This window comes from Actinomadura madurae, assembly GCF_047130825.1.
Taxonomy (GTDB): domain Bacteria; phylum Actinomycetota; class Actinomycetes; order Streptosporangiales; family Streptosporangiaceae; genus Spirillospora; species Spirillospora madurae.
The window spans coordinates 10269444-10282881 of the sequence record NZ_CP083237.1 but is presented as its reverse complement, the minus strand read 5'-3'; the positions used below and the strand labels follow the sequence as shown (position 1 = coordinate 10282881).

At 73.4% G+C, this 13438-nt stretch carries 1 protein-coding gene (running past one end of the window); it reads right to left on the bottom strand.

The genetic code is table 11. The features are described 5' to 3' along the window. A protein-coding gene (locus K8Z49_RS48190; protein WP_412517222.1) for an amino acid adenylation domain-containing protein crosses the window boundary here: on the bottom strand, positions 1 to 13438 show its 5' portion. It extends 2459 nt beyond the left edge of the window; only the first 13438 of its 15897 coding nucleotides appear in the window; its start codon is at positions 13436 to 13438; its stop codon lies beyond the left edge, outside the window.

Below are 13438 nucleotides of genomic sequence, written 5' to 3'. Positions count from 1 at the left end.
AGGCACGCGCGGCCGCTCGCAGCCGGGTGCCGACCTCGTCGTCGACGGCGAGCCGGGCCCGCTCGACATCGCCGCCGTCGCCGTGCACGTCCAGCAGCCCGTACGGCGCCGTCGTCTCGTCCACGTCGCCCAGCAGCTCCGCGAAGTACCGCTCGTGCTGCTCCCGTGGTGTCCCCAGGCGTGCCTGGGCGACGAAGTCACGGAACGGCAGCGGCTCGAGCAGCTCGTCCTCCCGTCCGGACAGGATCGCGCCCAGCTCCCTCAGCAGGGCCTCCTGGCTGGTGTGGTCGCGGACCATCTGGTGGATGCGGAGCATGGCCAGCAGGCCGGGGCCGCCGTCCGGGGCGGCGGCGACGTGCACGTCGATCAGCGGGGCGTGCCCCAGATCCATCCTCGGCCCGCTCGCCGCGAGCAGTTGCTCGATCGGGTCGGCGCCGCCTGGGTCGAGCACGACCTCGCGGACCGGCAGCTCCGCCCGGTGGGTCACGACCTGGACCGGCTCCGGCAGCCCCTCCCAGACGATCGCGGTGCGGTAGATGTCATGCCGGTCGATCACCCGTTGCAGCGCCGCCGTGAACGCCTCGAACCGTTCCCGCGAGTCGAAGCCGAACACGATCGGCAGCACGTAGGCGTCGCGGCTTTCCTGCGCCGCCATCATGTGGTGGAAGAAGATTCCTTCCTGCAGCGGCGCCAGCGGGTACACGTCGGCGATGCCGGGCGCGCCGCCGTCGACGGCCTCGGTCAGGCGTGCCAGCTCCTCGGGCGTCAGGTCGACCAGCGGGAGCATGTCCGGGGTGAGGTGGGCGGCGCCGGGCGGAATCCGGTTCTCCGGGACCTCGACCGTGTCGGGCGCGGCCGCCGCGGCCAGCCCCTCGGGGGTCGGCGTCTGGAACAGCGCCCGCACCGAGACCGCCATGCCCCGGGCACGGAGCCGCGCCACCAGCGACACCGCGAGCAGCGAGTGGCCGCCGAGGGCGAAGAAGTCGTCGTGGACGCCGACGCGGTCCACGCCGAGCACCTCGGCGAACGTCTGGCAGAGGATCTCCTCCTGCACGGAGGCGGGCGCCCGGCCCTCTCCGCCCGCCGCCATCGTGTAGTCGGGCGCGGGCAGGGCCTTGCGGTCGAGCTTGCCGTTGGCGGTCAGCGGCAGGGCGTCCAGGGCGACGACCGCCGAGGGCACCATGTGGCCGGGCAGCCGTCCGGCGGCGAACTCGCGGACCCCGCCGGTGTCCACATCGCCGGGCGCCACATAGCCGATCAGACGCCGGTCGCCCGGCACGTCCTCACGCGCTACCACCGCGGCCTGCACCACCTGCGGATGGGCCGCCAGAACGCTCTGCACCTCGCCCGGCTCGACGCGGAACCCGCGGATCTTGACCTGCTCGTCGGCCCGGCCGACGAACACCAGCTCACCGTCGTCGGTCCACCGGACCAGGTCACCCGTCCGGTACATCCGCTCCCCGGGCGAGAACGGGCAGGCCACGAATCGCCCGCCGGTCAGCCCCGGCCGCCCCACATAGCCCCGGGCGAGCTGGGCTCCGGCGACGTAGAGCTCGCCCGCCACGCCCACCGGGACCGGCTCCAGCCGATCGTCGAGGACGTACAGCCGGGTGTTCGGCACCGGCCGGCCGATCGGAACGCTCTCCGGCCCAGGGGTCAGCCGGGTGGTGGCCACGCCGATCGTCGCCTCGGTCGGACCGTAGTGGTTGAACACGCCCCGGTCACCCGCGGCCGCCAGCACATCAGCCACCAGCTCCGGCACTGCCGCCTCACCACCCAGCACCAGCGACCTGCGCGGCAACACGCCCCGCACGCCGCCGGACGACAGCGCGGCCAGATGTGAAGGCACCGCCTTTAGGTAGTCGATGCGGTGCTCGGCCAGGTAAGCGCGCACCGCATCGGGGTCGGCGACGGTGTCCTCATCGAGGATGTGCAGCTCACCACCACAGACCAGACTCGCGAACACCATCGTGTTGCCCAAGTCGGTCGCCTGCGCCTGCAACACCGCATACCGGCCACCACCCAACCCCAACCGGTCCGGCACCGCGGCCACGTAGTTCGCCAGGTTGCCGTGTGTCACCGCCACACCCTTGGGACGACCCGTCGACCCCGAGGTATAGATGACATACGCCGTCTGCCCCGGCAGGACCGGTGCCCCGGGGGCATGGTCGGGCATCGCCGCCAGCCGCGTCGCCGTCAGCGGCTCGTCCACCGCCATCAGCCGGTGACGGCCCGCGGGCAGCTCCTCCATCAGCTCTTCGCTGGTCAGCGTCAACACCGCACCGCTGTCGGACTGCACGTAGGCGATGCGCTCCGCCGGCTGGTCCGGATCGACCGGCACGTAGGCCGCCCCGGCCTTCCACACCCCGAGGATCGCCGTGACCATCTCGGCCCCGCGGGGCAGGCACACCCCCACCACCGACTCGGCCCCGACGCCCTGGCTGAGCAGAAGATGCGCCAGCCGGTTCGCCCGCGCGTCCAGTTCCCCGTACGGCATCGCCTCGCCGCCGCACACCAGCGCCACGCTGTCCGGCGTCCGCTCCACCTGGGCCGCGATGAGGTCCGGGACCGACGGCGGCGGTACCGGCACAGCGGTGTCGTTCCATTCGACGAGCACGCGGTCGCGCTCCGCGCCGTCCAGGACGCTCACCGCGCCCACGCGCACGGACGGGTCCTCGACCAGCGCCGACAGCACCCGCACCCATCCCTCGGCGATGCGCCCCGCCGCACGCTCGCCGAACAGGTCGGCCGCCACCGTCACCGCGCCCCGCACACCGGCCGGGGCGCCCTCGGCGTCGAACTTCTCGCCCACCATCACGTCGAGGTCGAACTTGGCCGCCGGACGTGCGGTCGGGACGTGCTCGCTCACGAGCCCCGGCAGCGCCAGCACCGCCTCGGCCGTGTCATGCATGGTCAGGACGACCTGGAAGAGCGGGTGCCGGGCCGGCGACCGCGCCGGGGCCAGCTCCTCCACCAGCCGCTCGAACGGCACATCCTGGTGCGCGTACGCACCCAGACTCGCCTCCCGAACCCGCCCCAGCACCTCGGCGAACGTCGGATCACCCGAAAGATCACTCCGGATCACCAGCGTGTTGACGAAACACCCGACCAGATCATCCAGCGCCTCGTCGGACCGGCCCGCCACCGCCGACCCGATCGGCACATCGGTACCGGCCCCCAGCCGCGACAGCAGCACCGCCAGTGAGGCCTGCAACACCATGAACACGGTCACGCCCTCGGTCCGCGCGACCTCACGCAGCCGGGCGTGCACCGCCGCGGGCACGTCGAGCGGCACCTGGTGCCCCCGGTGCGAGGCCACGGCCGGACGAGGCCGGTCGTAGGGCAGCGCCAATTCCTCCGGAAGATCCGCCAGCGCGCCGCGCCAGTACGCGATCTGACGGGCCAGCGTGCTGTCCGGATCGTCCTGGTCGCCGAGCAGGTCCCGCTGCCACAGCGCGTAGTCCGCGTACTGAACGGGCAGCGGCTCCACGGCGGGCGGCCGGCCCTCGCGTCTCGCCGCGTACGCCTCGGACAGATCCCGGAGCAGGGGTGCCATCGACCAGCCGTCGGCCGTGATGTGGTGCACCACCAGGGCGAGCACGTGCTCGTCCGGTCGCGTGCGGAACAGCCATGCCTTGACCGGGACCTCGGTGGCCAGGTGGAAGGCGTGTCCACTCGCCTCGGCCACGGCGGCGGGCAGCCGCTCCGGCGTGGTCTCGGCGACGGTCAGGTCCCACGCCAGGCCGGCCGGGTCCACGACACGCTGGTACGGCTCGCCGTCGGCGACCGGGAAGACCGTGCGCAGTACCTCGTGACGGCTGATCACGTCGCGCAGCGCCTGGGCCAGTGCCCGCTCGTCCAGCTCGCCCGCCAGCCGCAGTACCACCGGGCTGTTGTAGGTCTTGCTCGGCCCCTCCAGCTGGCCGAGGAACCACAGCCGGCGCTGGGCGTACGACAGCGGCACGCGCTCGGGGCGCTCTCCGGCCACGAGCGCCGCACGCGCCCGGCCCGCCTCCCCCAGGCGGGCGGCCAGGCCCGCCGGTGTCGGCGCCTCGAACAGCGTCCGGATCTGCAGTTCCACCATGAGCACCGTGCGCACCCGGCTCACCAGGCGCGTCGCCAGCAGCGAGTGGCCGCCCAGCTCGAAGAAGTCGTCGTGGACGCCGACACGGTCCAGGCCGAGCACCTCGGCGAACGCCTGGCAGAGGATCTCCTCCTCCAGGCTCGCCGGACCGCGTCCGGCGTCGGGGCGAGCCGCGTGGTCCGGTGCGGGCAGGGCCTTGCGGTCGAGCTTGCCGTTGGCGGTCAGCGGCAGGGCGTCCAGGGCGACGACCGCCGAGGGCACCATGTGGCCGGGCAGCCGCCCGGCCGCGAAGTCCCGGACCTCGGCGACGCCGGCGTCGGCGGGCACGACGTAGGCGACCAGGCGCCGGTCGCCCGGCACATCCTCCCGGGCCACCACCGCGGCCTGCACCACCTGGGGGTGCGCCAGGAGAACGGCGCGGACCTCGCCCGGCTCGACGCGGAACCCGCGGATCTTGACCTGCTCGTCGGCCCGGCCGACGAACACCAGCTCACCGTCGTCGGTCCACCGGGCCAGGTCACCCGTCCGGTACATCCGCTCCCCGCCGGCGAAGGGGTTCGCGACGAAGCGCTCCGCGGTCAGCGCGCCACGGCCCACGTACCCGCGCGCGAGCTGGGCGCCGGCGATGTAGAGCTCCCCGGCCACGCCCACCGGGACCGGCTCCAGCCTGCGGTCCAGGACGTACAGCCGGGTGTTGGCCACCGGCGCGCCGATCGCCACCGGCCCGGGGGTCAGCCGGGTGGTGGCCACGCCGATCGTCGCCTCGGTCGGACCGTAGTGGTTGAACACGCCCCGGTCACCCGCGGCCGCCAGCACATCAGCCACCAGCTCCGGCACTGCCGCCTCACCACCCAGCACCAGCGACCTGCGCGGCAACACGCCCCGCACGCCACCGGACGACAGCGCGGCCAGATGCGAGGGCACCGCCTTCAGGTAGTCGATGCGATGCTCGGCCAGGTAGGCGCGCACCGCATCGGGGTCGGCGACGGTGTCCTCATCGAGGATGTGCAGCTCACCACCACAGACCAGACTCGCGAACACCATCGTGTTGCCCAAGTCGGTCGCCTGCGCCTGCAACACCGCATACCGGCCACCCCCCAACCCCAACCGGTCCGGCACCGCGGCCACGTAGTTCGCCAGGTTGCCGTGTGTCACCGCCACACCCTTGGGACGACCCGTCGACCCCGAGGTATAGATGACATACGCCACCTGCCCTGCCACGAGCGGCACCCGAGGCGCATCGGCAGGCATCGCCGGCGACCGCATCCCCGTCACCATGTCGTCGACCGCCACCAAGCGGTGACGGCCCGCGGGCAGCTCCTCCATCAGCTCTTCGCTGGTCAGCGTCAACACCGCACCGCTGTCGGACTGCACGTAGGCGATGCGCTCCGCCGGCTGGTCCGGATCGACCGGCACGTAGGCCGCCCCGGCCTTCCACACCCCGAGGATCGCCGTGACCATCTCGGCCCCGCGGGGCAGGCACACCCCCACCACCGACTCGGCCCCGGCGCCCTGATCGCGCAGGAACCGCGCCAGGCCGTTCGCCCGCGCGTCCAGCTCGCCATACGTCACCCGCCGGTCGCCGTGCACCAGCGCCACCGCGCCCGGCGTCCGCGCCGCCTGCGCCTCGAACGCCTCCAGGACCGGCACCGGGGCGCTCTCCGTGGCGGTGTCGTTCCACTCCACCAGGACCTTGCGGCGCTCCGCCGGATCCAGCACGTCGACGGCGTCCACCGGCACCGACGGGTCCGCGGCCACCGCGGCGAGGACCCGGGCGAAGCACTCCGCGATCCACCCCGCCGCGCGCTCGTCGAAGAGGTCCGCGGCCACCGTCACCGCGCCCCACAGACCGGCGGGGGCGCCTTCGGCGTCGGCGTCCTCCCCCACCATCACGTCCAGATCGAACTTGGCGACGGGCTTGTCGAAGAACAGCGGCTCCGCCTCGATCCCCGGGAGGGCCAGCGTCGAGGCGTCGGCGTTCACCTTGGTCAGGACGACCTGGAAGAGCGGGTGCCGGGCCAGCGAACGCGCCGGAGCCAGCTCCTCCACCAACCGCTCGAACGGCACATCCTGGTGCGCGTACGCACCCAGACTCGTCTCCCGAACCCGGCCCAGCACCTCGGCGAACGTCGGATCACCCGAAAGATCACTCCGGATCACCAGCGTGTTGACGAAACACCCGACCAGATCATCCAGCGCCTCGTCCAACCGGCCCGCCACCGCCGACCCCACCGGCACATCCGTGCCCGCCCCCAGCCGCGACAACGTCACCGCCAACGCCGCGTGCAACACCATGAACACCGTCACACCCTCGGTCCGCGCGACCTCCCGCAACCGCGCGTGCACGTCGGACGGGACGTCCAACCGGGCCGTGAACCCCTGATGCGAAGCCACCGCGGGACGCGCACGGTCGAACGGCAGCGGCAGCTCCTCCGGCGACCCCGCCAGAGCCTCCCGCCAGTACCCCACCTGACGGGACAGCAGACTGCCGGGATCGCCCTCCGACCCCAGCAACTCCCGCTGCCACAACGCGTAATCGGCGTACTGCACCGGCAACGCCGCCCACTCCGGCACCCGGCCCTCACACCGCGCCGCATACGCCACCGACAGATCACGCGCCAACCGGCCCATCGACCAGCCATCACCCGCGATGTGATGCACCACCAGCACCAGCACATGCTCATCCGGCCCCACACCGAACAACCACGCCCGCACCGGCACCTCGACCGACAGATCGAAGGCGTAGGCGCTCGCCTCGGCCACGGCGCCGGCGAGCATCTCCGGGGCGACCTCGGCGGCCGTCAGGCTCCACGGCAGCTCGTCCAGGCGCATGACCCGCTGGTACGGCTCACCGTCGGCCACCGGGAACACCGTCCGCAGCGACTCGTGCCGCCCGATCACGTCCCGCAGCGCCTCACCGAGCGCCGCCCGGTCCAGCGCTCCGGTCAGCCGGAGCACCGCGGGGCTGTTGTAGGTCGGGCTCGGGCCCTCCATCTGCCCGAGGAACCACAGTCGGCGCTGCGCGTAGGACAGCGGCACCCGCTCAGGGCGCGCGCCCGCGACCAGCGCCGCACGTGCCCGGCCGGACGCGGAGAGGCGGGCGGCCAGGCCCGCCGGTGTCGGCGCCTCGAACAGCGCCCGGATCTCCACCTCGACGCCCAGCAGGGCGCGCACCCGGCTGACCAGGCGTGTCGCCAGCAGTGAATGCCCGCCCAGCTCGAAGAAGTCGTCCTCGACGCCGACACCGTCCAGGCCGAGCACCTCGGCGAACGCCTGGCAGAGGATCTCCTCGTGCGGGCCGGCGGGCTCCCGGCCGGCGCCCGCGCTCGCCGCGCGGCCGGGTGCGGGCAGCGCGGCGCGGTCGAGCTTGCCGTTGGCGGTCAGCGGCAACGCCTCCAGCGGCACCACCGCCGACGGCACCATGTAGTCGGGCAGTCGCTCCGTGGCGAGCGCCCGCAGTTCCGCTTCGCCGGCGGTGCCGACCACGTAGGCGACGAGGCGCTCGTCACGCACGACCACGGCGACGTCGGTCACACCCTCGTGCCTCGCCAGGACGGCCCGCACCTCGCCCGGCTCCACGCGGAACCCGCGGATCTTGACCTGGTCGTCGACCCGGCCGGCGAACACCAGCTCCCCGCCCGCCGTCCAGCGCGCCAGGTCCCCGGTCCGGTACATGCGGCCGCCGAACGGGCACGCCACGAACCGTTCCGCCGTCGGGCCCGGGCGACCCACGTAGCCGCGCGCCAGCTGCGCGCCCGCGACATAGAGCTCCCCGGCCACACCGACCGGAACCGGCTGCAGCCGCTCGTCCAGCACGTACAGGCGCGTGTTGGCCACCGGCGTGCCGATCGGCACCGCACCGGACGCCGCCGCCTGCGGCGACAGCCGCGCCGTCGCGACGCCGATCGTGGTCTCGGTCGGGCCGTAGTGGTTGAACACGCCCCGGTCACCCGCGGCCGCCAGCAACCCGGCGACGAGCTCGGCCGACGCCGCCTCGCCGCCCAGCACCAGGGCCCGTCCGGGCATCACACCGGCACCGAGCGCCGCCACATGCGACGGCACGGCCTTGACGAAGTCGATCCGCTGCTCGGTCAGGTAGTCCCGTACCGCCACCGCGTCGGTCACCACGTCGTCGGCCGGAATGTGCAGCCGGCCCCCCGATACCAGGCTGGCGAACACCACCGTGTTCCCCAGGTCCGTCGCCTGCCCCTGCAACACCGCGGACCGGCCGCCGTCGAACCCCACACGCGCGGGCACGGTGGCCACATAGTTGGCCAGGCCGCCGTGGGTGACCGCCACGCCCTTGGGACGGCCCGTCGACCCGGACGTATAGATCACGTACGCCGCGTTCGCCGGCGCCACCCGTACCGCCGGCGCCGTCTCGGCCTGCAACGCCACCAGCGGATCGTCGACGCTCACCCAGCGGTGCCGGCCCGCGGGCAGCTCGTCCATGATCCGCCCGCTGGTGATCGTCATCACCGCGCCGCTGTCGGCCAGGGCGAAGGCGATCCTGTCGAGGGGCTGCTTCGGATCCACCGGCACGTAGGCCGCCCCGGCCTTCCACACCCCGAGGATCGCCGTGACCATCTCGGCCCCGCGGGGCAGGCACACCCCGACCACCGACTCGGCCCCGACGCCCTGGCCGCGCAGGAAGTTCGCCAGCCGGTTCGCCCGCGCCTCCAGCTCCGCGTAGGAGACCTCGGCGCCGTCGGCGACCACCGCCACCGCGTCCGGGGCCCGCTCCACCTGGGCCTCGAACGACTCCGGCACCGACGGCATCGGCACCTCGGCCGCGGTGTCGTTCCACTCCACCAGCACCCTGCGCCGCTCGGCCGGGTCCAGGAGATCGACCGCGCCCACCGGCACCGACGGATCGGCGGCCACCGCCGACAGCACCCGCACGAAGCAGTCCACGATCCGCTCGACCGAGCCCGCCTCGAACAGGTCCGCCGCCGCCGTCACCACACCCCACAGGCCGGCCGGGGCGCCCTCGGCGTCGAAGTCCTCTCCGACCAGCACGTCGAGGTCGAACTTCGCCGCGGGACGCACGGTCAGCACGTGCTCGCCGGTCAGGCCCTTCAGTTCCGGCTTCACCGACGCGGCGTCCTGCATGGTGAGGACGACCTGGAAGAGCGGGTGCCGGGCCAGCGAACGCGCCGGGGCCAGCTCCTCCACCAGCCGCTCGAACGGCACATCCTGGTGCGCGTACGCACCCAGACTCGTCTCCCGAACCCGGCCCAGCACCTCGGCGAACGTCGGATCACCCGAAAGATCACTCCGGATCACCAGCGTGTTGACGAAACACCCGACCAGATCATCCAGCGCCTCGTCCAACCGGCCCGCCACCGCCGACCCCACCGGCACATCCGTGCCCGCCCCCAGCCGCGACAACGTCACCGCCAACGCCGCGTGCAACACCATGAACACCGTCACACCCTCGGTCCGCGCGACCTCCCGCAACCGCGCGTGCACGTCGGACGGAACGTTCACGGCGGTCGCGTGACCGCGATGCGATGCGACGGCCGGCCGCGGGCGGTCGAACGGCAGCGGCAGCTCCTCCGGCGACCCCGCCAGAGCCTCCCGCCAGTACCCCACCTGACGGGACAGCAGACTGCCGGGATCCTCCTCCGACCCCAGCAACTCCCGCTGCCACAACGCGTAATCGGCGTACTGCACCGGCAACGCCGCCCACTCCGGCACCCGGCCCTCACACCGCGCCGCATACGCCACCGACAGATCACGCGCCAACCGGCCCATCGACCAGCCATCACCCGCGATGTGATGCACCACCAGCACCAGCACATGCTCATCCGGCCCCACACCGAACAACCACGCCCGCACCGGCACCTCGACCGACAGATCGAAGGCGTGCCGGGCCGCCGCGAGCACCGCCTCGCTGAGCTCGGGAGGTCCTTCGCCGCCCTCCGCAGGGGCGGGCGCGGAGAGATCCTGGAGCCCCCGGAGCCGCTCGTAGGATTCGGGTGTCGCGACCACGTCGACGAACGGCAGGTCCCAGACGAGTTCCTCCATGCCCACGACCCGCTGGTACGGCTCACCGTCGGCCACCGGGAACACCGTCCGCAGCGACTCGTGCCGCCCGATCACGTCCCGCAGCGCGGCGTGGAGTTCCGAGCGGTCGAGCCCGCCGGAGAGGTTCATGACGAGCGGCGGCGCGTTGTACGTCGGGCTCGGGCCCTCCATCTGCCCGAGGAACCACATGCGGCGCTGGTTGAACGACAGCGGCACGCGCTCTGGACGCTCCGCCGCGGTCAGCCGGAGGCGTCCGGCCTCCGAGCCGGCGATGCGGGTCGCGAGGCCGGCGACCGTGGGGGCCTCGAACACGTCGATGACGTCCATCTCGACGTCGAGAAGCGCCCGGATCCGGCTGATCAGGCCGGTCGCCATCAGGGAGTGGCCGCCGAGGTCGAAGAAGTTGTCGTCCACACCGACCTCGTCCACGCCGAGGACGTTGGCGAACGCGGCGCACAGGATCTCCTCCCGCACCGTGGCGGGCGGCCGGCTCGCGGCGCTCGTGTACGCGGGCGCGGGCAGGGCACCGCGGTCCACCTTCCCGTTGGGGGTGAGCGGGATCGCGTCGAGCACCACCACGGCCGAGGGGACCATGAAGTCCGGGAGCCGCTCGGCCGCGAATCCCCGGACCGAGGCCGCGAGCCCGTCGCCCTCCCCCGTCACGTACGCGACCAGGCGTTTCTCGCCCCGCTCGTCCTCGGCGACGATCACCGCCGCGTGGCCGACCTCGGGGTGCGCGGCCATCACCGCCTCGACCTCGGCGGGTTCGATCCGGTAGCCGCGGATCTTCACCTGCTCGTCGGCCCGGCCGACGTAGACCAGCCGTCCGTCGCCGGTCCACCGGACGCGGTCCCCGGTCCGGTACATCCGGGTGCCCGGTCCGCCGAACGGGCAGGCGACGAACCGTTCACCGGTCAGCCCGGGCCTGCCGAGATAGCCGCGCGCGAGGCCGGTCCCGGCGACGTAGAGCTCGCCCGCCACTCCCGCCGGCACCGGCCGCAGGAAGGCGTCCAGCACGAACACGCGCGTGTTGGCGAGCGGGCCGCCGACGTCGGGCTCCTCGCCCGCCGCCAGCGGAGCCGAGATCGCGACGCCGATCGTGGTCTCGGTCGCCCCGTACCCGTTCACGAACCGGCGGCCCGGCGCCCAGCGCGCCACCTGCTCGGCGCTCAAGGCCTCGCCCACCGACGTCAGCGTCACCACCGACGGCACGTCGGCGGGCTCCAGCATCGCCAGCGCCGAGGGCGGCAGGGTCGCGTACGAGACCTCGTGCCGGGCGATCACATCGGTGAGCCCCGGCCCGGGCAGCAGCTCGCTCGCGGACGCCACGACCAGCCGCGCCCCGGGGTAGAGGGCCATCAGCAGGTCCGAGGTGGCCGCGTCGAACCCGACCGCGGCGAACTGCAGCACGCGGCTGCCCGCGTCCACCCCGCACCGCTCGGCCTGCGCGGCCGCGAGGTTCACGCCGCTGGCATGGGTGAGCATGACGCCCTTCGGCCTGCCGGTGGAGCCGGAGGTGTAGATCACGTAGGCCAGGCAGTCCGGCCTCGGGGCCGCGGCGGGGGCCGTCGCGGGTGCCGCGTCCAGCGCCGCGCGCACCTGGGGGGAGTCGACGGCGACCGCCAGGATGTTCCTGACGGGCAGCTCGTCGAGGAGCTCCTCCTGGCCGAGCAGCACCGCGGCATGGCTGTCGGCCAGCATGAACCTGATCCGGTCGGCGGGATAGGCGGTGTCGATCGGCAGGTAGGCCGCACCGGCCTTCCACACCGCGACCAGCGCCACGATCAGGTCGACGCCACGGCTCATCGCCACCGCGACCACCGACTCGGGCCCGATGCCGAGGCTCGTGAGGTGGTGCGCCAGGCGGTTCGCCCGCTCGTCCAGTTCGGCGTACGTCAGCCGGGCCTCGTCGGACACGACGGCCACCGCGTCCGGTGCCCTCGCCACCCGCTCGGCGAACATGTCGGAGAGGTCGGTCTCCGGGACCTCGGTCGCGGTGTCGTTCCAGTCGACGAGCAGGCGCCGGTGCTCCTCGTCGGCCAGGAGGGGCACCCGTCCGGCGCGCTCGGCCGGCGCGACCGCGGCGAGCCGGTCGGCGATGGCCAGGATCCGCCGGTGGATGCGCTGGGCGGCGGCGGGTTCGTGGACGTCGAGGTTGACATCGACGTCGGTCCGGAACCCGGGATCCCCCGGCCGGTCGTAGACGTCGATGCGGGCGCCGTCGATCGCGCCGGTGGAAACGTTGTGGCCGGTGACGGCGCAGCCCCCGAACTTCTCCGGGTAGTCGAAGGCCATCACGTTGACGTACAGGTCGCAGAGAGCGCCGCGCCTCGACTCCCTGAGAGCGTCCTCGTAGCGGTAGCGCTGGTGCCGCAGGCCCCGGTGGACCGCGGTGTTCGTCTGCCGGACGAGATCCGCGACGGTCGTGTCACGGTCGATCCGGAGCCGGATCGGCAGGTTGTTGGCGGTCGTGGCGGGGGCGAACACCCTGCGGCGGTCCGGCAGGCCGAGGACGGGAAGACCGATGACGATGTCCCGCTCGCCGGTGACGCCGTGCTGGTGCACGGCCGCAGAAACGATCATCAGCTCGGTCAGGCCGGTCCCCAGCCCGCGTGCCGCCGACCTCAGGCGCTCGGCGGCGTCGCCGTCGAGGTGGCCGGCGTGCCGCGCCAGGGGGGCCATCAGCCGGGTTCCTCCGCGCCCGTGCGCTCCGGGGGCGTCGGGGAGGTCGGCGAGGACGCCGAGCCAGTACGCCCGGTCGCGGCCGAAGTCGGGCGAGGCCCGGTAGGCGCGTTCCGCCTCCAGGAGCGCGCCCAGCGGCTCCAGCGGCCCGTCGGCGGCGGGCGGGCCCCCGGTGAGCTCGCCGTAGAGGGCGGCGACCCTTCGGACGAGGACCACGAGGGCCCGGCCGTCCATGATCAAGTGATGGTACCGGTGGTACCAGCGGTGGTGATCCGGGCCGAGGACGAAGACCGCGTGCGTGAACAGCGGGCCGCCGGTGAGATCGGCGGGCGTGCGCACGTCCTGCCGCATCCACGCGTCGGCGGCCGCCGCCGGGTCGGGCCGGCCGCTGACGTCGATGACGGGCACCGCGTGCTCGGCCGAGGCGTCGACGTACTGCTTCGGAACACCGTCCACCACGCGGAAGCGGAGGCGGAGGGCGTCGGCCTCGGCCGCGGCGCGCCGCAGCGCCTCGGCGAAGAGCCCTACCTCGAGATCGCCGCGAATCTCCAGATACTCGGCGATGTTGTACGCCGGATTCTCGGGTGCGAACTGCTGGGCCCGCCAGATATCCAGCTGGCCGGCCATGAGATCATGAAGCAC